Origin of the sequence: Streptomyces sp. NPDC004539 (assembly GCF_040610055.1) — a bacterium.
In the GTDB taxonomy this organism is placed as follows: domain Bacteria; phylum Actinomycetota; class Actinomycetes; order Streptomycetales; family Streptomycetaceae; genus Streptomyces.
Window position 1 is genome coordinate 63,293 of sequence record NZ_JBEXLS010000018.1, and the last position, 21,321, is coordinate 84,613.

The 21,321-nt window shown below is 71.0% G+C and carries 22 protein-coding genes; 15 read left to right on the forward strand and 7 right to left on the reverse strand.

Annotated features, from left to right (window positions below; genetic code table 11):
• Window positions 1–23 precede the first annotated feature (23 nt).
• From sufD to ABZX85_RS31735, 6 genes are read left to right on the forward strand one after another with little or no spacing between them, the layout of a single operon-like run.
• Entirely contained in the window at window positions 24–1,205 is a 1,182-nt protein-coding gene (sufD, locus tag ABZX85_RS31710) for a Fe-S cluster assembly protein SufD (RefSeq protein WP_355876084.1), read from the forward strand.
• Window positions 1,205–1,522: a non-heme iron oxygenase ferredoxin subunit gene (locus tag ABZX85_RS31715; RefSeq protein ID WP_355876087.1), complete on the forward strand. Its 318-nt coding sequence runs from the start codon at window positions 1,205–1,207 to the stop codon at window positions 1,520–1,522. The genes sufD and ABZX85_RS31715 overlap by 1 nt, the downstream gene beginning before the upstream one ends.
• 7 nt (window positions 1,523–1,529) lie before the next feature.
• A complete protein-coding gene (gene sufC, locus ABZX85_RS31720) occupies window positions 1,530–2,294 on the forward strand; it encodes a Fe-S cluster assembly ATPase SufC (RefSeq protein ID WP_355876090.1) in 765 nt (254 codons plus the stop codon).
• Complete coding sequence (locus tag ABZX85_RS31725) at window positions 2,291–3,547, forward strand: cysteine desulfurase (protein WP_355876092.1); 1,257 nt, start codon at window positions 2,291–2,293, stop codon at window positions 3,545–3,547. Before sufC ends, ABZX85_RS31725 begins: the two co-directional genes overlap by 4 nt.
• A gap of 18 nt (window positions 3,548–3,565) precedes the next feature.
• The gene (gene sufU / locus ABZX85_RS31730; protein WP_355876095.1) at window positions 3,566–4,033 is read left to right on the forward strand and encodes a Fe-S cluster assembly sulfur transfer protein SufU; all 468 of its coding nucleotides are present in this window, start codon (window positions 3,566–3,568) and stop codon (window positions 4,031–4,033) included.
• Window positions 4,030–4,362: a metal-sulfur cluster assembly factor gene (locus tag ABZX85_RS31735; protein ID WP_355876098.1), complete on the forward strand. Its 333-nt coding sequence runs from the start codon at window positions 4,030–4,032 to the stop codon at window positions 4,360–4,362. Before sufU ends, ABZX85_RS31735 begins: the two co-directional genes overlap by 4 nt.
• 70 nt (window positions 4,363–4,432) lie before the next feature.
• Here the strand turns inward: ABZX85_RS31735 and ABZX85_RS31740 are convergent, their stop codons facing one another.
• Window positions 4,433–5,365 (reverse strand): AbfB domain-containing protein, encoded by a 933-nt coding sequence (locus tag ABZX85_RS31740; RefSeq protein WP_355876101.1) that lies wholly within the window; start codon window positions 5,363–5,365, stop codon window positions 4,433–4,435.
• A 216-nt stretch (window positions 5,366–5,581) separates the two neighbouring features.
• Here ABZX85_RS31740 and ABZX85_RS31745 point away from each other — a divergent pair, with 216 nt between their 5' ends.
• The 3 genes from ABZX85_RS31745 (at window position 5,582) to dapD (ending at window position 7,625) form a co-directional block, all read left to right on the forward strand.
• Window positions 5,582–5,902: a multidrug efflux SMR transporter gene (locus tag ABZX85_RS31745; protein WP_355876104.1), complete on the forward strand. Its 321-nt coding sequence runs from the start codon at window positions 5,582–5,584 to the stop codon at window positions 5,900–5,902.
• On the forward strand, window positions 5,902–6,441 hold the full coding sequence (locus ABZX85_RS31750; protein ID WP_355876107.1) for a TetR family transcriptional regulator: 540 nt from the start codon (window positions 5,902–5,904) through the stop codon (window positions 6,439–6,441). The genes ABZX85_RS31745 and ABZX85_RS31750 overlap by 1 nt, the downstream gene beginning before the upstream one ends.
• A 194-nt stretch (window positions 6,442–6,635) precedes the next feature.
• On the forward strand, window positions 6,636–7,625 hold the full coding sequence (gene dapD, locus ABZX85_RS31755) for a 2,3,4,5-tetrahydropyridine-2,6-dicarboxylate N-succinyltransferase (RefSeq protein ID WP_355876110.1): 990 nt from the start codon (window positions 6,636–6,638) through the stop codon (window positions 7,623–7,625).
• A gap of 150 nt (window positions 7,626–7,775) precedes the next feature.
• Here dapD and ABZX85_RS31760 read toward each other — a convergent pair whose 3' ends face one another.
• The 3 genes from ABZX85_RS31760 to dapA all read right to left on the reverse strand — a co-directional run bounded on the left by ABZX85_RS31760 (window position 7,776) and on the right by dapA (window position 9,764).
• The gene (locus ABZX85_RS31760; RefSeq protein ID WP_355876112.1) at window positions 7,776–8,288 is read right to left on the reverse strand and encodes a hypothetical protein; all 513 of its coding nucleotides are present in this window, start codon (window positions 8,286–8,288) and stop codon (window positions 7,776–7,778) included.
• Between the two features lie 67 nt (window positions 8,289–8,355).
• Window positions 8,356–8,847: a hypothetical protein gene (locus ABZX85_RS31765; RefSeq protein WP_355876115.1), complete on the reverse strand. Its 492-nt coding sequence runs from the start codon at window positions 8,845–8,847 to the stop codon at window positions 8,356–8,358.
• Window positions 8,848–8,861: 14 nt separating this feature from the next.
• Entirely contained in the window at window positions 8,862–9,764 is a 903-nt protein-coding gene (dapA, locus tag ABZX85_RS31770; protein ID WP_355876118.1) for a 4-hydroxy-tetrahydrodipicolinate synthase, read from the reverse strand.
• A 138-nt stretch (window positions 9,765–9,902) separates the two neighbouring features.
• On the opposite strand from dapA, the gene ABZX85_RS31775 reads away from it, so the two are divergent.
• Together ABZX85_RS31775 and ABZX85_RS31780 are read left to right on the forward strand one after the other, a co-directional pair.
• Entirely contained in the window at window positions 9,903–10,544 is a 642-nt protein-coding gene (locus tag ABZX85_RS31775; protein WP_355876121.1) for a helix-turn-helix domain-containing protein, read from the forward strand.
• Between the two features lie 14 nt (window positions 10,545–10,558).
• Entirely contained in the window at window positions 10,559–11,293 is a 735-nt protein-coding gene (locus ABZX85_RS31780; RefSeq protein ID WP_355876124.1) for an SRPBCC domain-containing protein, read from the forward strand.
• 48 nt (window positions 11,294–11,341) lie between these two features.
• Here ABZX85_RS31780 and ABZX85_RS31785 read toward each other — a convergent pair whose 3' ends face one another.
• The 3 genes from ABZX85_RS31785 to ABZX85_RS31795 form a co-directional block, all read right to left on the reverse strand.
• Window positions 11,342–12,388 carry a toll/interleukin-1 receptor domain-containing protein gene (locus tag ABZX85_RS31785; protein WP_355876126.1) on the reverse strand — a complete coding sequence of 349 codons (1,047 nt, stop codon included), beginning with the start codon at window positions 12,386–12,388 and terminating at the stop codon, window positions 11,342–11,344.
• Window positions 12,389–12,477: 89 nt separating this feature from the next.
• Window positions 12,478–13,539, reverse strand: coding sequence for a hypothetical protein (locus ABZX85_RS31790; RefSeq protein ID WP_355876129.1), 1,062 nt, complete (start codon window positions 13,537–13,539; stop codon window positions 12,478–12,480).
• Entirely contained in the window at window positions 13,536–14,699 is a 1,164-nt protein-coding gene (locus ABZX85_RS31795) for a toll/interleukin-1 receptor domain-containing protein (protein WP_355876132.1), read from the reverse strand. Before ABZX85_RS31795 ends, ABZX85_RS31790 begins: the two co-directional genes overlap by 4 nt.
• A 291-nt stretch (window positions 14,700–14,990) precedes the next feature.
• On the opposite strand from ABZX85_RS31795, the gene ABZX85_RS31800 reads away from it, so the two are divergent.
• The 4 genes from ABZX85_RS31800 to fxsT are packed head-to-tail and all read left to right on the forward strand — an operon-like array spanning window position 14,991 to window position 21,304.
• Complete coding sequence (locus ABZX85_RS31800; RefSeq protein WP_355876135.1) at window positions 14,991–15,224, forward strand: hypothetical protein; 234 nt, start codon at window positions 14,991–14,993, stop codon at window positions 15,222–15,224.
• Entirely contained in the window at window positions 15,214–16,539 is a 1,326-nt protein-coding gene (locus ABZX85_RS31805) for an FxsB family cyclophane-forming radical SAM/SPASM peptide maturase (protein ID WP_355876138.1), read from the forward strand. The genes ABZX85_RS31800 and ABZX85_RS31805 overlap by 11 nt, the downstream gene beginning before the upstream one ends.
• Window positions 16,536–17,360: a hypothetical protein gene (locus ABZX85_RS31810; protein ID WP_355876140.1), complete on the forward strand. Its 825-nt coding sequence runs from the start codon at window positions 16,536–16,538 to the stop codon at window positions 17,358–17,360. Before ABZX85_RS31805 ends, ABZX85_RS31810 begins: the two co-directional genes overlap by 4 nt.
• A gap of 23 nt (window positions 17,361–17,383) precedes the next feature.
• On the forward strand, window positions 17,384–21,304 hold the full coding sequence (fxsT, locus tag ABZX85_RS31815) for an FxSxx-COOH system tetratricopeptide repeat protein (protein ID WP_355876143.1): 3,921 nt from the start codon (window positions 17,384–17,386) through the stop codon (window positions 21,302–21,304).
• Window positions 21,305–21,321: the final 17 nt, after the last annotated feature.

The following is a 21,321-nucleotide window of genomic DNA, read 5'->3' on the forward strand; positions in this document are numbered from 1 at the left end:
AGAAAGTGAGCACTACGACAGCCATGGCTGAGGCTCAGAACTCCCCGGTGGGGTCCACCACCGCCGGCGCCATCGCGGTGGCCGCCGAGTCCACCACCGCCACGCGCATGAGCGCGCCGCCCTCCTTCGACGTGGCGGACTTCCCCGTCCCCCACGGCCGCGAGGAGGAGTGGCGGTTCACCCCGCTGGCGCGCCTGCGCGGACTGCACGACGGCACCGCCGTCGCCACCGGCGAGGGCGTCAAGGTGGACGTCGAGGCCCCCGAGGGCGTCACCGTCGAGCTGGTCGGCCGCCACGACGCCCGGCTCGGCCGGGCCGGCACCCCCGTCGACCGGGTCGCCGCCCAGGCGTACTCCGCGTTCGAGCAGGCCGCCGTGATCACCGTCCCCAAGGAGACGGTCCTCACCGAGCCGATCCGCGTCGCCGTGCACGGCGAGGGCGGCACCCGCTTCGGCCACCAGGTCATCGAGCTGGGCGCCTTCGCCGAGGCCGTCGTCGTCATCGACCACACCGGCGACGCGGTCATCGCGGCGAACCTGGAGTACGTCCTCGGTGACGGCGCCAAGCTCACCGTCGTCTCCATCCAGGACTGGGACGACACCGCCGTCCACGTCGCCCAGCACAGCGCGCTGGTCGGCCGCGACGCCAGCTTCAAGTCCGTCGTCGTCACCTTCGGCGGCGACCTCGTCCGGCTGCACCCGCGCGTCTCCTACGCCGCGACCGGCGGCGAGGCCGAGCTGTTCGGGCTGTACTTCACCGACGCCGGCCAGCACCAGGAGCACCGCCTCCTCGTCGACCACAACACCCCGCACTGCAAGTCGAACGTCGTCTACAAGGGCGCGCTCCAGGGCGAGGGCGCCCACGCGGTGTGGATCGGCGACGTGCTGATCGAGGCCAAGGCCGAGGGCACCGACACGTACGAGATGAACCGCAACCTCGTCCTCACGGACGGCGCGCGGGTCGACTCCGTGCCGAACCTGGAGATCGAGACCGGCGAGATCGTCGGCGCCGGTCACGCCTCCGCGACCGGCCGCTTCGACGACGAGCAGCTCTTCTACCTGATGGCGCGCGGCATCCCGGCCGACGAGGCCCGCCGGCTCGTCGTCCGCGGCTTCTTCGCCGAACTGGTCCAGCAGATCGGTGTCCCCGACATCGAGGAGCGCCTCCTCGTGAAGATCGACGAGGAGCTGGAGGCGTCCGTCTGATGACGTTCCTACGCGCCTGTGGGCTGAGCGAGCTGGAGGAGGACACCCCGAAGCGGGTGGAACTCGACGGCACGCCGGTCTCGGTCGTACAGACCGAGGGGGAGGTGTTCGCGATCCACGACATCTGCTCGCACGCGAACGTCTCGCTCTCCGAGGGCGAGGTGGAGGACTGCCAGATCGAGTGCTGGCTGCACGGCTCCGCCTTCGACCTGCGCACCGGCAAGCCGTCCGGCCTCCCCGCGACGCGCCCCGTACCCGTTTACCCCGTAAAGATCGAAGGGGACGATGTGCTCGTCTCCCTCACCCAGGAGTCCTGAGGCATCCATGGCAACGCTTGAAATCCGAGACCTGCACGTCACCGTCGAGGCCGACAACGCCACGAAGGAGATCCTCAAGGGCGTCGACCTGACCGTGAAGCAGGGCGAGACGCACGCCATCATGGGCCCCAACGGCTCCGGCAAGTCCACGCTCGCGTACTCCCTCGCGGGTCACCCCAAGTACACGATCACCGGCGGCACCGTCCTGCTCGACGGCGAGGACGTCCTGGAGATGTCCGTCGACGAGCGCGCCCGCGCGGGCCTGTTCCTCGCCATGCAGTACCCGGTCGAGGTCCCGGGTGTCTCCGTGTCGAACTTCCTGCGGACCTCCGCCACCGCGATCCGCGGCGAGGCCCCCAAGCTGCGCACCTGGGTCAAGGAGGTCAAGGAGGCCATGGAGCGGCTCTCCATGGACCCCTCCTTCGCCGAGCGCAACGTCAACGAGGGCTTCTCCGGCGGCGAGAAGAAGCGGCACGAGATCCTCCAGCTCGAACTGCTCAAGCCGAAGATCGCGATCCTCGACGAGACGGACTCCGGCCTCGACGTCGACGCGCTGCGGGTCGTCTCCGAGGGCGTCAACCGCGTCCGCGAGACCGGCGAGGTCGGCACCCTGCTGATCACGCACTACACGCGCATCCTGCGCTACATCAAGCCCGACCACGTCCACGTCTTCGCGAACGGCAAGATCGTCGAGTCGGGCGGCCCCGAGCTGGCCGACAAGCTGGAGGCCGAGGGCTACGAGGCATACACGAAGGGCGGCGCATCCGAGTGACACAGTTGCCGGGCCTCCTCGACGTCGAGGCGATCCGCAAGGACTTCCCCGTCCTGGACCGCCAGGTCCACGACGGCCAGAAGCTCGTGTACCTGGACAACGCGGCGACCTCGCAGAAGCCGCGCCAGGTGCTGGACGCCCTCGCCGAGTACTACGAGCGCCACAACGCCAACGTCCACCGCGGTGTGCACGTGCTCGCCGAGGAGGCCACGGCGCTGTACGAAGGCGCGCGCGACAAGGTCGCGGACTTCGTCAACGCGCCCTCGCGGGACGAGGTGATCTTCACGAAGAACGCCTCCGAGTCGCTCAACCTCGTCGCGAACATGCTGGGCTGGGCCGACGAGCCCTACCGCGTGGACTCCGAGACCGAGATCGTCATCACGGAGATGGAGCACCACTCCAACATCGTGCCGTGGCAGCTGCTGTCGCAGCGGACGGGCGCGAAACTGAAGTGGTTCGGCCTCACGGACGACGGCCGGCTCGACCTGTCGAACATCGAGGAGATCATCACCGAGAAGACGAAGATCGTCTCCTTCGTGCTGGTCTCGAACATCCTCGGGACGGTCAACCCCGTCGAGGCGATCGTGCGCCGGGCGCAGGAGGTCGGTGCGCTGGTCTGCATCGACGCCTCGCAGGCCGCGCCGCACATGCCGCTGGACGTCCAGGCCCTCCAGGCCGACTTCGTGGCCTTCACCGGGCACAAGATGTGCGGTCCGACGGGGATCGGCGTCCTCTGGGGCCGGCAGGAACTCCTGGAGGACCTGCCGCCGTTCCTGGGCGGCGGCGAGATGATCGAGACGGTGTCGATGCACTCGTCGACGTACGCTCCCGCGCCGCACAAGTTCGAGGCGGGGACGCCGCCGATCGCGCAGGCCGTGGGGCTGGGCGCGGCGATCGACTACCTGAACTCGATCGGCATGGACAAGATCCTGGCGCACGAGCACGCGCTGACGGAGTACGCGGTCCAGCGGCTCCTGTCGGTGCCGGATCTGCGGATCATCGGCCCGTCGACGGCCGAGGACCGGGGCGCCGCGATCTCGTTCACGCTCGGTGACATCCACCCGCACGACGTGGGCCAGGTCCTCGACGAGCAGGGCATCGCGGTCCGGGTCGGCCACCACTGCGCCCGTCCGGTCTGCCTGCGGTACGGAATTCCTGCGACCACGCGAGCGTCGTTCTATCTGTACTCCACGCCGGCCGAGATCGACGCACTGGTCGACGGCCTGGAGCACGTACGGAACTTCTTCGGCTGAAGGGCGTGAGCTGAGACCGTGAAGCTTGATTCGATGTACCAGGAAGTCATCCTGGACCACTACAAACACCCGCACGGGCGTGGTCTCCGGGACGGCGACGCCGAGGTGCACCACGTCAACCCGACGTGCGGCGACGAGATCACGCTCCGCGTGAAGTACGACGGCACGAAGATCGAGGACGTGTCGTACGAGGGCCAGGGCTGCTCGATCAGCCAGGCCAGCGCGTCCGTCCTCAACGAACTGCTGGTCGGCAAGGACCTCGCCGACGCGCAGAAGATCCAGGAGACCTTCCTGGAGCTGATGCAGTCCAAGGGCCGCATCGAGCCCGACGACGCGATGGAGGAGGTCCTGGAGGACGCCGTCGCGTTCGCCGGGGTCTCCAAGTACCCGGCGCGCGTCAAGTGCGCCCTGCTGAGCTGGATGGCCTGGAAGGACGCGACGGCACAGGCCCTCGCCTCGTCCGACGCGGAAAGGAAGACGGCATGACCGAGACCGTGCAGATGAAGCCGGCGTCGGAGGACGAACTCCGCGAGGCCCTGTACGACGTCGTCGACCCGGAACTGGGCATCGACGTCGTCAATCTGGGCCTCATCTACGGCATCCACATCGACGACGCGAACATCGCGACGATCGACATGACCCTGACCTCCGCGGCCTGCCCGCTGACGGACGTCATCGAGGACCAGGCCAAGTCCGCCACGGACGGCCTCGTCAACGAGCTGCGTATCAACTGGGTCTGGATGCCGCCGTGGGGCCCGGACAAGATCACGGACGACGGCCGGGACCAGCTGCGGGCGTTGGGCTTCAACGTCTGAGGGTGCCGGGCACTGGGCACGAGGAAGGGCGAGGTCTTCACGGACCTCGCCCTTTGTCTGTGCGGGTGCCTCAGTCCAGCGGGTTCACCACGCGGAAGTAGAAGTCCTGGCGGTTGGTGGTGTTGTAGCCGTAGGGGTCCAGGCGGAGCTGGAAGTTCTTGTGGCGCAGGGCGTAGTTGGGGTAGTTCACGGAGACGAGGGTGACCGCGTCGGAGTAACCGCCGTACCCCGCGCAGAAGGTGGCGTCCTGCTTGAACAGCGAGGAGCCGTCGTTGCGTTCGGCGCGCAGGACGAAGTTGCGGTGACGGAGGTACTTGCCGTCGTGCGTCTTGAAGGTGTAACAGGAGTTGTTCGCGAGGCCGGGGACGACCGTGAAGGTGGAGTCCTCGCGGGACTCCGAGCCGCGCGGTACGTCGAGCTTCACGAGACCGTCGCTGACGTGCCAGTAGCGGTCGGGGTAGTTGACCGCGCTGATCGAGCGGTCGTAGGGGTTGGTGGCGGGCTGGGCCGGGGGGTTGTTCGGGGCCGGCTTCGCGGGGGTCGAGGGGGTGCTCGGGTCGGTCTTGCCGCCGCCGCTCCCGCCGGTCGTACCGCCCGTGCCGGTGCCGCCCGTCGTGCCGGTGCCCTTGTCGCCGCCCTGCGGGCTCGCGGAGCCGGAGGGGTGGGCGGAGGGGCTCGGGGAACCCGAGGGGCTCTGGCTGCCGCGCTGCTCGCCCTTGCCGCCGGCCGGTGACGCGTTGTCCGTCGGCGTCGGGGAGGCGAACGAGATCAGGCCGGGACCGGCCTCCTTGGCCGACTTCGTGTCGGCCTGCTTCGCCTCGTCGGACCTGTCGGCCGACTCCTTGTCCATGACGGTGATCGCCGTGACGCAGGCCGTCACCGTGGCCAGCGCGAGGGCACCGGCCAGCCACAGACGTCGGGTGCCGGGGGCCCGCGAGGTGTCCGGGGCCCAGCCGTTCTCCCACGAATTCTCTTGAGAGGGCCGGGACTTCTTGAATGGCATGCGCTGATTCCTCCAGCGGCGCCCATGACGGGGCCGCGAATGCGGGGGCCCGGTGAGTGAACGGTGAAACACTAGTGGACCCTGTGACTCGGGAGTAGCCGTTTGGGTGATCGCGTTCGATAACGCTTTCTCAACTCGCGTTCACAACACGGGATGCCGAGCGGGTTCACGTGTGTATGTGTACGCCCGTACATAACGGTGTGTACGCTCGTACGTATGGGATACCTGATGCTCGCGGGCGCGATCCTCGCCGAGGTGATCGCCACCACCGCCATGAAGTACAGCGACGGATTCAGCAGGCTGTGGCCCTCGTTGCTGACCGGGCTCGGCTACGTCGTGTCGTTCGCGCTGCTCGCGCAGACCCTGCGGAGCGTGTCCATCGGGACGGCGTACGCGATCTGGGCCGGGGTGGGGACCGCGACCATCGCGGCCATCGGGCTCGTCCTGTTCGGCGAGGGGCTCGGGCCCGCCAAGATCGCCGGGATTCTGCTGATCGTCGCCGGGGTCGTGGTGCTGAACCTCGGCGGGGCGCACTGATGGGGCGGCGCTACGACCCCGACCGGCGGCAGCGGATCATCGACGCGGCGCTGCGGGTCGTCCAGGAGAAGGGGCTCGCCGGGCTCAGCCACCGGACCGTCGCCGCGGCGGCGGACGTGCCGCTCGGGTCGACCACCTACCACTTCGCCACGCTGGACGAGCTGATGGTGGCGGCGCTCCGGCAGGCCAACGAGCGGTTCGGCGAGATGCTCGCGGGCGAGGTGGAGTTGTGGGAGTCGGGGAGCGATCTCGCGGGCGGGCTCGCGCGGTTGCTGGGGGAGTGGCTGCAAGGGGACGTGGGGCGCGTGGAGTTGGAGTACGAGCTGTATCTGGGGGCGCTGCGGCGGCCCGCGTTGAAACCGGTCGCGGCGGAATGGGCCGAGTCCGCGGGGGAGTTGCTGTCCCGGCGGACGGACGCGGTGACGGCTCGGGGGGTGGTGGCCCTGATGGACGGGATCTGCCTTCAGGTGCTGCTCACGGGGGTGGAGTACGACGAGGGGGCGGCTCGGGAGGTGCTGGGGAGGGTGATCGAGGGGTGAGGGGGCGGGGCGTGTGGCGGGGTGAGATGTGGAGGGCCGGTGTGGACGGGGTGTCAGGGGTGGGGGCCGGGGGTGCCTCGTACGGCTGTGGCGGCCGGTCCGGCGTGTCCGTACCCGCTGTCCTGGTCGTTCGTACGTTGAGACGCCGGGTGGCTGGTTCGCTTCTGGGGGCTTTCGCCGGTTAGGTTTCCCCTATGAGTGACACGACTGCACCTGGTACCAGCGGCGCGGTGGCCGCCGGTCTTGCCACCATCGCCGCCGACGGCACCGTTCTCGACACCTGGTTCCCCGCTCCCGAGCTCGTCGCCGAGCCGGGGCCCTCGGGGAGCGAGCGGCTGTCGGCGGAGAAAGCGGTCGAGCTGCTCGGTGAGGGTGCGGCGAAGGCGATCGGGCCCGACGCGCGCCGGGGCGTCGAGGTGGTCGCGGTCCGTACGGTCATCTCCTCGCTGACCGAGAAGCCGATCGACGCGCACGACGCGTACCTGCGCCTGCACCTGCTCTCGCACCGGCTCGTGCAGCCGCACGGGCAGAGCCTCGACGGGGTCTTCGGGCTCCTCGCGAACGTCGCCTGGACGTCGCTGGGCCCCGTCGCCGTGGACGACGTCGAGAAGGTCCGCCTCAACGCGCGCGCCGAGGGGCTGCACCTCCAGGTGACGTCCATCGACAAGTTCCCCCGCATGACCGACTACGTCGCCCCCAAGGGCGTCCGCATCGCCGACGCCGACCGGGTCCGCCTCGGGGCGCACCTCGCCGAGGGCACGACCGTCATGCACGAGGGCTTCGTCAACTTCAACGCGGGCACGCTCGGGACGTCGATGGTCGAGGGGCGGATCTCCGCCGGTGTCGTCGTCGGCGACGGTTCCGACATCGGGGGCGGCGCGTCCACGATGGGCACGCTGTCCGGGGGCGGGAACGTCCGCATCACCATCGGCGAGCGGTGCCTCATCGGGGCCGAGGCGGGGGTGGGGATCGCCCTGGGTGACGAGTGCGTCGTCGAGGCGGGCCTCTACGTCACCGCCGGTACACGGGTGACCATGCCGGACGGCCAGATCGTGAAGGCTCGCGAGCTGTCCGGGGCGTCGAACATCCTCTTCCGCCGCAACTCCGTGACCGGGACGGTCGAGGCTCGGCCGAACAACGCGGTGTGGGGTGGGCTGAACGAGATCCTGCACAGCCACAACTGAGCTGTGCCGGTGAGTGGTTGAGCTGATCGTGGTGAGCGTCCTTCCGGAGGTGGGGAGGGCGCTCACGCGTGTGTAGGGGGCGGGGTGTGTGGTGAGGTGTGGAGGTGGAGGGCGTGTGCGGGGGTGGGTCACGCGTGCTTACGCGAGTGGTCAGGCACCGCTCTCTTCCCGCGCCCACTCCGCCAGCACCCTGAAGTCGCCCTCCCGCAGGCCCAGTCGAGGGTTCACGTGGTGCAGGAGAGCCTGGCCCGGGTGGTGGGCCGCCACGTACTCCGTGTCCGCCGGGGACTGTTCGTCGTCCACCCAGACGAAGGGGCGGCCCGCGGCGTACGTCAGCAAGTGCCGGGTCTTCCAGTGGACTTCGTCAGGGCGCGGCACTAGGAGGTCGGCGCCGAAGTCGACGTGGGGGAGGGGCGGGAGGTTCAGGACGGGGGCTATCCAGGTGTTCGCGTGGGACATCCAGGTCGTGGCCCACACCAGGTCGTAGGGGAGCGCGAGCAGGGCCGGACCGTGCGCGGGGTTCAGCCAGACCCGGAAGGGCCGGCGATCCCGGGTGGGCGAGGCCCGGATGGTGGTGTAACCCTCCGGCCGGCGCTCCGGTTTGGCCGCGTAGGGGTTCAACGGGCCGTCGACGTCGAGGAAGAGCAGGGGGCGGGGCGGCATCTTGCCCACGATAGAGGGGTGTTGAGGGAGGACACCTCGGGTTTTCGCGCACGCTCCGGCAACATGATCAGCCCTTGCGCGCGGCGCCCCGCGGCCACACCACATCAACGGGGAGCCCCGCCGAACGGGCTTCGACGACCGTGTCGGCCGTGCCTCCGCGCTTGCCGGTCGGCGGCTCACCGTTCCACACGGCGACGAGGCGATCGGCGCGTTCGACGAGTACGGCGTTGGCGGCCTCGTACGCCTGCCGGTCGGCGGTCTCGCGAGGAAGCACCAAGACCTGTTCCGCCGCGCCCACCAGCCGGTCGAACCGCTCGGCGTGGTCCGGCCCGACCTTGTCCTGACGGTAGTCCTGGGAAGGGACGACGACCGTCAGCTTTCCGCCCAGGGAGAGGACGGCCTCCGCGAAGAGGGAATCGGCGCCCTCGGCGATGCAGGAGACACCGACGAGCTGACCGTCGGCGGCGTACTGCGCGAGCAGTTCGTCCAAGGCGATACGCACCAAGGGAATGCTCGCGTCGGTCAAGTCCATGTGCCCGGTCACGGCGATCGTGGTCATGCTTCTCCTTTTGGTTACGAGGGAGAGAGGGCGCCGCGCAATTCCTCGTACGCGGCACGCAGGTCGGCGGTCGTGTGGGCGTCTGCCGGGAGGAGCGGGGCGCGTACCCGGCCTGAGGGGAGGCCCAGTTCGGTGAGGAGGGCCTTGGCCGTCACCGTACCGGGGAGGCCCGAGGACATCATCGACTCCGTGAGGGGGATGAGGCGTTGTTGGGCCTTTGCCGCTGCTGAGGTGTCGCCCGCCTCGAACAGGTCGAGGACGCTGCGGACTTGGCGGGCGGCGATGTTGGACACCGTGCTGACGTAGCCCGTGCCGCCGACCGCGTAGAGGGCGAGGTTGTGTTCGTCGCAGCCGGCGTAGTACGCCAAGTCCGTGCGGGAGATGAGCTTCTGGGCGGCGAGGAAGTCGTAGGAGCAGTCCTTCACCGCGAGGACGCGGGGGTGGTCGGCGAGGGTGAGGAGGGTGTCGGGTTCGATGCGGGTGCCGGTGCGGGCGGGGATGTCGTAGAGCATGACGGGGAGTTCGGAGGCGTCGGCGACCTCGCGGAGGTGGGCGGCCACGGCGGGTTGGGGCGGGCGGCTGTAGTAGGGGGCCGTGAGGAGGATGCCGGTCGCGCCCGAGTCCGCCGCCTGGGCGGTGAGTTGGACGGAGTGGTGGGTGTCTGCCGTGCCGACTCCGGTGAGGAGAGGGGTGGTTGGGCCTACCGCCTCCCGGACCGCCCTCACCAGCGCCGACTTCTCCGCGTCCGTCGTCGTGGGGGACTCGCCTGTCGTGCCGGAGAGGACCAGGCCGTCGCAGCCCTCGTCGATCAGGTGGGCGGCGAGGCGCTGGGCGCCGTCCAGGTCGAGGGCGCCCGACTCGGTGAAGGGGGTGATCATCGCGCAGAGGGCGCGGCCGAAGGGGGGTGTCGTCGTCATGGGGGTAGTGTCGGCGGGGCGATGGTGAAGTTCTACTTAAATTTGCTGCGCATTACTGGTTAGTGATGCTGATTTGTTGAGTCCACCGACGAAATATCTCTCCTGGACAAAAAAAGTTTTCGGTGAGACGGTGGACCCATGCTGGACGTCACCGTGATCGAGAACCCCGAGGCGGCAGCCGCGACGCTGGACCCGATAAGGGCCCGCCTGCTGGCGGAGCTGGCGGCGGGCCCCGCGTCGGCCGCGATGCTGGCCGGGCAGGTCGGGCTGCCCCGGCAGAAGGTGAACTACCACCTCAAGGCGCTGGAGCGGCACGGCCTGGTGGAGCTGGCCGGCGAGCGGCGCAAGGGGAACGTCACCGAGCGGCTGATGCGGGCCACCGCCGCGTCGTACGTCATCTCGCCGCTCGCCCTCGCCGAGGTGCAGCCGGACCCGGACAGGTTCCGGGACCAGCTCTCCGCGCGCTGGCTGCTCGCGCTCGGCGCCCGGCTCGTCCGGGACGTCGGCTCGCTGATCACCGGCGCGGCGAAGGCGCGCAAGCCGCTGGCGACGTACGCGTTGGACGGGGAGGTGAGGTTCGCCTCCGCCGCCGAACGGGCCGCGTTCGTGCAGGAGTTGACGGCCGGGGTGAGTGCGCTGATCCGTAAGTACGACGCGCCGGACGCGGCGGGCGGACGGGATCACCGGATCGTCCTCGGGCTGCATCCGACGCTCAAGAAGTCGTCCGAAGAGCAGATGTCATCCGAAGAGCAGCCGTCTCGCGACGAGTTGACCGATTAGTCAGGAGCCATGCCATGTCCCAAGGTGCCGAGAAGGAATTCGAGATCGTCCGCGAGTTCGAGGTGGACGCCACGCCGGAACAGGTGTGGGAGACGGTGACCGGGAATCCCGGTGCGTATCTGTGGCCCATGGAGGCGCCCGAGCCGCGGCTCGGCGGGAGCGGGCCCTTCGGCTCCACCGTCACCGCGTGGGACCCGCCCCACCGCTACACCAACCTGAGTGACGACGTCGGGATGGCCGTCCAGTCCCGCAACCAGCTCGACTACACGATCGAGGCGCGGGACGAGGGGCGGCGGGCCTGGGTGCGGTACGTGCACAGCGGGATCTTCGTCGACGACTGGGAGAACCAGTACGACGGGGCCGGGCGGCACACCGACTTCTATCTGCACACCCTGCGCGAGTACTTGGTGCACTTCGCGCCGAGTGCCGTGGTCTTCTCGGCCGCCGAGGGGCCGGCCGCCTCCGCGACGGGCGACGCCCTCGCCCTCGTGGCGCGGGAGTTGGGGGTCGGGGAGGACGTCGGGGCGAAGCTGCGGGTGCGGGGGCCCGGGGAGTTCGACGCCGTACTCGACTACCGGACGCCGGAGTTCATCGGGTTGCGGACCGAGCACGCGCTTGTTCGGGTGTTCGGGCGGGGGAGGTGGGGGGCTCCCGTGGGGATCAGTGTGCATGACTTCGCGGAGGGCGCCGACGCGGAGGGTACGGGGGCGGCGTGGCAGGGGTGGCTGGACGGGGTGTTCGGGAAGTAGACGTGGGGGCGTGGGTGGTCGTGGGCGGTTGTGGGTGGCTGTGGGTGGTTACGACCAGTCGGCCGCGGCCAGGTCGACGAGGCGGCGTACTTCGGTGGTCGCCTCGTCGTCGCCGAGGTCTGCCAGGCACTCGGCGAAGGCCAGCAGGACGGCCGGGGTCGGCTGTTTCCGGGCGAAGTTCACCAGGGCGATGACACGGTTGCGGAGGCTGCCGGAATCCGTGCCGGGGGCCAGTTGGGCGGGGGCGATGAAGAGTCGGACGGACTCCAGCCAGAGGTTGTAGGTCTCGTGAGTGTTGGCGAGCGGGGAGCGGAGGAACGCCTCGATGAGGGCACGCCGTTCGGTGGGGCCGAAGGGGGCGACTGCCGGGGGTGCCGGGGGTTCTGCGGTGGCCTTCGCTGCCTCTGTGGTGGGCTTCGCCGCTTCCCTCGCCGCCTCCGCGGTGGGCTTCCCCGCCTCTCCCGCTGCCTCTCCCGCCGCTTCTCGCGACGCCTCCTCCGCCGCCGCCGTGCTCTCCGGTGCCCCCAACCCGAACGCCGGTGGATAGTACGCCGCCGACTCCGCGTCCATCTCCGGCAGTTCCACCGCCGCGGCCTTCACCATGTGGTCCGTCAGCCCGATGACGAACCTCTCGTACCCCGCCGTGTCCCCCCGCATCAGATCCACCAGGCACGTGTCCGTGTACCCGGTGCCGAGCGCCGCCATCCGGAGCTGCAAGTCGGCGATCTCGGCGGGGAGTTCGCGGCTGAGGCGGGTCCAGAAGAGGGGGAGGACCGCGATCGGCTCCTCGGGGGCGGCGCGTCGTACCCGGTCTCTCACGACCGCCCACTCCCGCGCGCACCACGGGCTGACGAGGTAGTCGTCGGTGAGCAGCACGACCAGGAACCGGGTCCGCCCGAGCGCCGAGCCGATCTTGAGCCGCCACCCCTCGCCGAGCTCCAGCGAGCCGACGTTGAGGAAGCCGTCGTGGGACGCGGAACGCCCGCGCTTGATCTCCGCCTCCTGCTGGAGGCGTCGGTGGAACGCCTCCACCAGCGAGTTGTCGGCCCGGCGTTCGGCGTAGCTGGTGAAGAAGAACGGCGGTCGCTCGGTCATCGGTCCTCCCCGTGGCCAGGTCCGGCGGACCGGCATCTCCCGAGTGTGCCCGAAATGCCCGGGGAGAACGCGCGGTTCCGGGAACGGGGTCAGTGACGGCCGTTCGAGGGCCAGTCGGTGACCGCCTTGTCCGCGAGGCGGCGCACCTCGCCGGTCGCCTCGTGCTCACCCTGTTCCTCCAGGGCGTCGGCCATGGCGCAGAGCACTTTCGGAGTCTGCTGGGAGAGCGCGAAGTTGACGATGGCGATCGTGCGGTTGAGCATCGAGCCGGCGTCGCTCAGCGGGGCCAGCCGCACCGGTTTGACGGCCAGTTGGACGGACTGGAGCCACAGGTCGAAGGTCTCGCGGGTGCCGTTGACGGGGGAGCGCATGAGGGCCGCGATCAGGGTGCGCTTGTCGGCCTGGCCGAGCAGGTTCGCGGTGTACGGGATCAGCGTGCCGTGCGGCGGGGTGTCCAACGAGGCCGGTGCGGGCGCGAGTTGGCGCAGGTACTCGTCGTACCCGAACTGGTAGACCATCTCGGCCGCGTTGAGCAGCGCGCCGGGGTGGCCGTTGGCGCGGCGGGCGAGGTGTTCGGCCTGCTCGGTGGTGAGCGGGGCGTGCTCCAGGAGGAGGGCCTCCGCGACCGCCACGCTCAGGCCGTCGAGCGCCAGGTGGTTGTCGCCCCAGGTCGAACCCTTCGCGCGGGACGTGACCAGGCGGTGACTCGTCCCCGGCACGAAGTGGTCGTAGATCCGGTCCGGGTCCGACACGTTGTCGTACACGAAGAGCCACTTGCTGTCGGGCCGGGGCTCCGGCGGTGCGCCGAACGTCTTCGCGCAGCGCTCGCGCAGCTCGCGGTACTGGCGGTCGATGAGCGCGGCCAGCCGGGTGTCGTCGGTCTCCCCGGAGCACTCGAACCACCAGGCGACGGTGTAACGCCGGGTGAACCGCTTGCAGAACGCGATCGCCATCTGCGTCTTGCCGAAGCCCTCGCCCGGCTCCGCGTCGTGCAGCAGTACGTGCCCGTACTGGGAGAACAGCTTCATCAGATGGGCGATCTGCTCGTCCCGGCCCTCGAACGGGCGGCTCTGCTCAGGGATGTTGGATATGGGCGGCGGGGCCGTCGCCGAGCGGGGCTGGGGCAGGGGCAGGGGGTGGGGAAGCGTCACCGGGGCTCTCCCCCGCGCTGCCCCGGCACCGTCGGCCCCGCGTCGTCGACCATGTCCCGCAGCAACTGCGCCTGGCCCTCGTCCGATCCGGTCAGCTGCACCACCGCGACCCCCCGGCGCACCAGCAACGGCCGTGGCTCGGCGTCGATCTGAACGGGGATCAGATCCGCCGCGTCCGGCCCGACGAACACCTCCTCCCACTGGTACGGGTCCGGCGCCCCGGCCGTGAAGTAGCTCCGGGAGAACACGACGACGACCCGCGTCCCCTCCGCCCGCGCCCGCGCGACCGCCTCCGACAGCGGCTCCAACTCCGTTCTCCAGCGCACCTGGTGGACCTCGACGCCGGTGTCGCCCGGGTCCTCCTCCAGCACCTCCTGCATCCAGTCCGCCCACGGCTGGTCCGCGCCGACGTAACTGATGGCCACCGAACGGAGTTCGAGGGGCCGCCCGGGGCGGTGGCCGGTGTCGGAGAAGTGCAGGTAGCCGTCGTCCTCGCGGAGTCCGGGGCCCGTACGGACCACCGTGCGGCCGGGAGTGGGGGCGGGACGGCGCAGGTGTGAGCGCGTCGTACCGAACGCGGGGTGCAGGGAGAGCGGGCGGATGCCCTCCAGGGGTTCGAGGCCCACGGTGCGCGCGGTGGCGATGCGGCGGGCGAGGAGGCCGAGCAGGGCGACGTACAGGTCGTTCGCCTCGGGGAGTTGGGACTGCATCAGGCCCGACAGCCCCCTGTTCTCGTACAGTTGGCCGGCCTCGGAGTCGGCGCCCGGCAGATCGGCGAGGAACGGCCAGGGGTCGGGGATGTCCCGGGGGCGTTCGGAGCGGGGGACCGGCTTCCACACGAGGGGGATCAGGCAGTCCGTGACAGGCCGGTCCGTGAGGAACTCCTGGCTGCGGATGCGGTGCCGGAACACCGCCCACTCCAGGCCGCAGTCACGGTCGCGGAAGTACTCCGGGGAGTACAGCGCGACCATCACGCCGACCTGCGTGACCCCGCTCTCCAGCACCGGCCCCGAGCCCGTCTGCGGGCCGAGCACGCCGGCCACCCACAGGCCCTCCTGGGCCTTGAGCCGGTACTCCAGGTCGGCGTGGAAACGGCTGAGCGACGGCCAGCCGTCGTTCCGGGTGCAGCTGGTGTAGAAGTAGTTGACGGATCGATCCACGCGCCCCTCGCAGACTGCCGCCGGGAAGCCGGCAGGGCGTTGCTCACCGGCCTGGACATGTGCCTCGCAGCGTCTGGCCCCCGGTCGGTCAGGGTCCCCCCGCTTTCTGAGGATAGGCTTCCCAGACCGCCCTGGGTACAGTGAAGAGTGCCTGGCGGGCGCACGCGTCAGGCGTACGGGGACACGTCAGGCGTACGGGGTGATATTCGCCGACGTCTCACGAGTCCCGGACTTTAGCAGGGTCCGAGGGCGGTCCCGGCGTCAGCGCGGGGCCCGGGAGGGGAGGCCGGCGTGACGACGACCGAGAGCGGCCGTGAAGGCGGCCGGGAGCGGGGCGACTTACCCGGACCGGAGCGGGGCGGCTTGCCCGGACTGGCGTGCGAGGTGCCCGCCGAACGGGCCGCGCGCCTGCCGCGTTCGGCGATGATCGAGGCGCTGCTGCGCCGGGTCGAGAGCAACTGGGGCGAGAGCGGCCGGGACGGGAACGCTCCCCTCACCCCGCCGGGGTGGCACAGTGCGGTGTGACGCCGCCCCACTCAATGCCGCCCCACTCAATGCCGCCCCACTCAATGCCGGCCTACTCAATGCCGCCCCACTCGATCCCGCCCCGCTGAATCCCGGCCCGCCGACCCCCTCCCCACCCACCTTCTCCCAGTTCGTCGTCAAACTGCACAGCCGCTGCGACTTCGCCTGCCCCGACTGCTACGTCTACGCCCTGCGCGACACCGGCTGGTCCACCCAACCGCGCGCGATGCCGTACCCGGTACGGGAGTTGACGGTCCGTCGGATAGCGGAGCAGGTCCGCGGACACCGCCCGCCCCGCGCCCGCGTCATGCTGCACGGCGGCGAACCCCTCCTCGCGGGCCGCCGCCGAGTCGCCCACTTCGCGCGGGCGCTGCGCGAGGCGTGGCGGGACCTGGACACCCCGCTGGACCTCGTCGTCCAGACCAACGGCGCCCAGCTCGACCGGAGTTGGCTGGACCTCTTCGAGCGGTACGGCATCCGCGCCGGCGTCAGTCTCGACGGCACGAGGGAGGCGCACGACCGGCGCAGGCGTCGCGTCTCGGGCGAGGGGACCTACGACGCCGTACTCGCGGCGCTGGAGCTGCTGCGCGAACGCCCCGCGCTGTACGGCGGGTTGCTGTGCACCGTCGATCTCGCGGCCGACCCGGTCGAGACCTACGAGGCGCTCCTCGCCCAGCAACCCCCCTCGCTGGACCTCCTGTTGCCGCTCGGCACCCGTCAACACCCGCCGCCCGGACTGCCGTCCACGACCACCCCGTACGCCCACTGGCTCGCGGCGGTGTTCGACCGGTGGTTCGACGCGCCGGTCAGGGAGGTCCCGGTGCGGATGTTCGACTCGCTGGTGGACGTCCTGCTCGGCGGGGCGACCGGCACCGAACTGTGGGGAATCGGGGGCTCGGACGTCGTCGTGGTCCAGCCCGACGGCTCGATCGAGCTGAACGACATCCTCAAGGCCGTCCACGAGGGCGCCGCGCACACCGGGTTCGACGTCCGCCGGCACAGCTTCGACGAGGCGGGCCGGCATCCGGGGTTCGCGGCCGAGCGGGCCGGTCTCGCGGGGCTGTGCGGCACCTGCCGGGACTGTCCCGTCGTCCAGGTGTGCGGCGGTGGACTGCGGGCGCACCGGTACCGGCGGGAGAACGGTTACGACAACCCGTCGTGCTACTGCGCCGACCTCCGGGCGTTCATCGCGCACGTTTCCGAACGAGTGAACGACAGTCTCCTCGCACTGGTGAAAGGCTGTCACAACCCCGTTACAGGGCAAGGGAATCCTCCTACCATGGGGAGGCCCGCCGGGGTGGAGCCGTTGCAATGATCAAGGGAACGCAAGGGCCCGGCGGGGTCCGGGGGGAGGCGAGCATGGTGCCCTACTTCTTCGTCAGCCATGCGGTCGAGGGCGTGGGCCGGCGCGACGTCGAGCACTTCCACGCGGACCTCCAGACGGAGATCCACGACCGCAAGGGCCGCCGGCCCGGGTACGACGGACTCCTCGCCGACCACCGCCGCGGCGACGGCCTCGCACTCGCCCCGCCGCCCGAGGTCCCGGCGATGAACTGCCGCTGCCTCGTGGTCCTCTACTCCCAGGAGTACTTCCGCAGCCCCTCCTGCACCTACGACCTCTCGGTCTTCGAGGAGCGCCTCAACTGGCGCCGGCACCGCACCGGCGACGCCTCGGTGCGGCCCGTCGAGGTGGTGTGGCAGAGCACCGGACTGCCCGCGCGGCTGCTGGAGGAGACGGCCCGCCGGTCGGGCCCCGCCACCGGCGCCGACTATCCCCGCAGCGGAGTGGGCCCGCTGCTGCGCGACCCGGCGGCACGGGGCGGCTATCTGAGGCTGGTGCGGAATGTCGTCGACCGGGTGCTCTCCGCCGCCGACCGCACACCACCCACCATGACCGCACACGATGTCGGGTACCTCACCCCATTCCGGGCTATGTCCCGTACGTCTGCCGTCTCATGGGATGTGCACCTTGCCCCCGTACCGGTACCGTGGCTCGGCGGGCGCACCGGTACGCCACGGGAGACGGCCCCGCCTGGGGCCGCGACCGAGCGGCCGGACCCGCCCCGTCGCACCAGATCGTGGTTCTCCTCCCCGCAGGACGGTGAGCGTCCCGTCCTGCGCGGACCGCATGGCTGACGCGAACAGGTGGAGCAGCAGCAATGAGCAGCGTGGAGCCGGAGCCGCCCGGCGCCGAGGCCGCCCATGAACCGGCGACCGTAGTCACGTTCTACTCCTACAAGGGAGGCGTGGGCCGCACGATGGCCCTGGCCAACGTCGCCTGGATTCTGGCGACCGAGGGCAGCCGTGTGCTCGTCGTCGACTGGGACCTGGAGTCCCCCGGGCTCCACCGCTTCTACCATCCCTTCCTGAACGATCCGGAGTTGAGCCGCACCACCGGCGTCGTCGACCTCGTCCAGGGCTACGGCCGCGACGTCGAGGCCCTGCTCGGCCAGGCCACCGACGACGCCGCCTTCGAGCACCGCCTCGGCGAACTCCTGTCGGAGCACACCGACGTCCTCGCCCACCGCGACACCGTCCGCTGGAGCGACTTCCCCGCCCCGGGCACCATCGACTACCTCGGCCCCGGCGTCCAGAACGACGAGTACAGCGAACGCGTCGCCTACTTCGACTGGGCCGCCTTCTACGGCCAGCACCAAGGGCGGCGCTTCGTCGGGGCGTTGCGCGAACGGCTGCGCCAAGGGCCGTACGACTACGTCCTGATCGACAGCCGCACCGGCCACTCCGACAACGCGAGCGTGTGCACGCTGTGGCTGCCCGACGTCGTCGTCGCCGGGTTCAACCTCAGCAACCAGTCCATCGAGGGCACCGCCTCCGTCGCCCACCAGATCCACCAACAGGCCCGCGAGGCAGGCCGGGAGATCCGCATCCTGCCCGTCCCGATGCGCGTCGAGCACGCCGAACCCGGCAAGGCCGGCCGCCGCCGCGCCTACGTCGAACAGCGCTTCGCCGGACTCGTCGCCCCCCTCACCACCGGCTCCCTCGACGAGTACTGGGGCCAGGTCGAGGTCCCCCACCACCCCGCGTTCGCCTACGAGGAGACCCTCGTCCCCTTCATCCTGCGACCCGGCACCAAATCCCTCCAACTCGACGCCTACGTACGGATCGCGCAGGAGATCAGCCGGGGCAAGGTCTCCTCCGTCCGGCCCGTCCCCGAACCCCTACGCCTCCGGTTCGCCGAACGCTTCGAGGAGGTCCGCAGCCCCGGCGGGCGCACCGCCCGGATCGTGCACGCCGCCCGCGACCGGCTGTGGGCCGAGTGGATTCGCGGCGTCCTCGCCCGGCTCGGCATCAGCTGCGAGACGACCGCCCGGTGGGACCCGAACTCCGCGCCGGCGGACGCGAAACCGTCGTACACCGTCCTCGTCGTCTCCCCCGCCCTCCAGTCCGCGCCCGCGCTCGACGCGGTCATCGAGCAGCACATGCGGGCCGCCGGGCGGCTCGGGTCGGGGGACCGGACCGACTCGATCGTCGCCGTACGGGTCGAGGAGACCCGGGTCCGGCCGCCGCTCGGCGACCTCAAGGGGCCGCACCTCCAGAACCTCGGCGAACACGAGGCCGAGGAGCTGCTGTTGGAGCACTTCGCGCAGAACGGCCAGCCCCGCACCCCGGGTTCGGGCGGGGTACGGTTCCCCGGCAGCTATCCGAGGATCTGGAAGACCCCGCCGCGAGGCGCCACCTTCCAGGGCCGCGAGGAGTGCCTCGACGCCCTGCGCGACGCCTTCCCGCCCGGCCGGCCCGTCGCCCCCGCGATCCTCACCGGACCGCTCGGCGTCGGAAAGAGCCGGATCGCCCTGGAGTTCGCCTACCGGTTCGCCTCCGACTACGACGCGATCTGGTGGCTGCGCGCCGACACCGCCACCGGCGTCCGCGACGAACTCGCGGCGCTCGGCGAGCGGTTGGGCGTCGCCCGGCGCTCCGCCACCGACGCCGTCCCCCGCACCCTGGAGGCCCTCGCCGGCGGCTGGCGGGACCACCAGCGCTTCCTCCTCGTCTACGACGACGTCCGCCGCCCCGCCGACCTCGGCGGCCTGCTGCCCGGCGGCGGCAGCCACGTCCTCGTCACCTCCGACGCCGACGACTGGCAGGCCACCGGCCGCCCGTTCGAGATCGGCATGCCCACCGAGGCCGAGGCGGGCGAGCAACTGCGCCTGCACTTCCCCGGGTTGTCGCCCGCGCTCGCCCAGGACATCCTCGACGTCTCCGGCCGCCTCCCGCAGACCGTCGAACAGGCCGCCGCCTACGTCAAGAACACCGGACTCCCGCTGCGCGAGGCCGTCGCCGCCTACGTCCGCGCCATGCGCGACCGCGCCGAGGGCCGCCGTACCCGGGCGGGCGCCGAACCCGGCTACCCGGCCGCCGCGCACGCCACCTGGGCCGTCTCCATGGAGTCGCTGCGCGCCGACCTCCCCGCCGCCGAACGGTTCCTGCTGCTCCTCGCCCACCTCTCCCCGGCCGGCGCCGCCCTCGACGTCCTGCGCAGCCCCGCCGCCCTGCGCCTGCTGGACCCCGAGAACGAGACGGCGGGCCCCGCCACCCCGGGCCGCGCCTTCCACGCGCTCTGCGAACGCGCCCTCGCCCGCATCGACTACGGCGTCGGCCGCGTCGTCGGCGACCCGATGGGCCTGCGCTTCCTGCGCGACGCCCTCACCGCCGAGGAGTTCCAGGGCTCCCGCGCCGCCGCCCACCGCGTCCTCGCCTCCCTCGTCCCGCCCGAGCCCGACGCCGGAGACCAGGGCGTGTTCGAGGAACTCGACCAGCACGTCGACCCGAGCGGCGCGGCCGGCAGCGACGACCCGGACGTACGGCGCTGGCTCGTCGGACAGGTCCGCCACCGGCGCCTCGCCCGCCGCCTCGACCCCGCCCGCACACTCGCCGAACAGCTCCTGGAGACCTGGACGGAGCGCCACGGCACACTCGAAGTCACCACCGACGTACCGACGTTGCGGCTCGCCGTCGAACTCGGCAACGTCCACCGGGACGCGGGCCGCTTCGCCGACGCCGAGGAGATCAACCACCGCGCGCTGAACCGGCTGCGCGCCCAACTCGGCCTGGAACACCCCTACACCCTGCGCTCCGCCACCGGCCGGGGCGCCGAACTGCGCGCCCTCGGCCAGGTCCAGGACGCGTTCGCCGAGGACCAGTCGACCGCCGACATCCTCACCACGGTCTTCGGCGCCGACAACCCCTACAGCCTGATGGCGTTTCTCAACCTCGGCCTCTCCCTGGCCATGGTCGGCATGACCGCCGAAGCCCTCGACCTGCACCGCGAGACCTACGAACGCTGCCGCCGCGTCCTCGGCATCCAGCACGAGCTGACCCTCAGCCTCGCCGTCCAACTCGGCTGCCGCTACCGGGAGTCCGGCGACTACGCCACCTCCCTCGCCCAGCTCCGGCAGGCGTTCGCGGACGCCGAACGCCACCACGGCGAGTCCGACCCCGTCACCCTCTACGCGGGCCGCGCACTCGCCGCGACCCTGCGCCGCACCGGCCGCCACGACCCCGACCGGCTCAGCACCGCCCGCAAGTGCGACGCGGACGCCATGGCGGGCTGGCTCGCCTACGCCGGACCCGACCACCACGAACGCCTCGCCGCCGGGCTCGCGTTGGCCGCCGACCTGCGGCTCCTCGGTGAGCACGCGCAGGCGTGCCGGCTCGCCGAGGACTCCGTGCGCGGGTACGCGGCCTGGCACGAGGGCCACCCCTTCCACCGCATCGCGCAGGCCGACCTCGCGCTGTGCCGGCGCTCCGCGGGCATCCTCGACGGCATGCTCGAAGCCGGCGAACAGGGCTGGCGGGGACTCGCCGAAAGCCTGGGCGACGACCATCCGCTGACGTTGATCGCCGGGCTCGACCACGCCAACGCCCTGGTGTACGTGGGGGAGTCGGCCGCCGCTCTCGACCTCGACCACCGCATCTACGAACGCCTGCGCGTCCGGTGCGGCGACGACCATCCCCTCACCGCGTTCGCCGCCGGCAACCTCCAGGACAGCCAGGCCCGTACCGCCGGCGCACCGGGTGCCGCGCGGACCGAGATCGATCTGGACATACCGTACATCTGATCGAGCGTCAGGGGCCG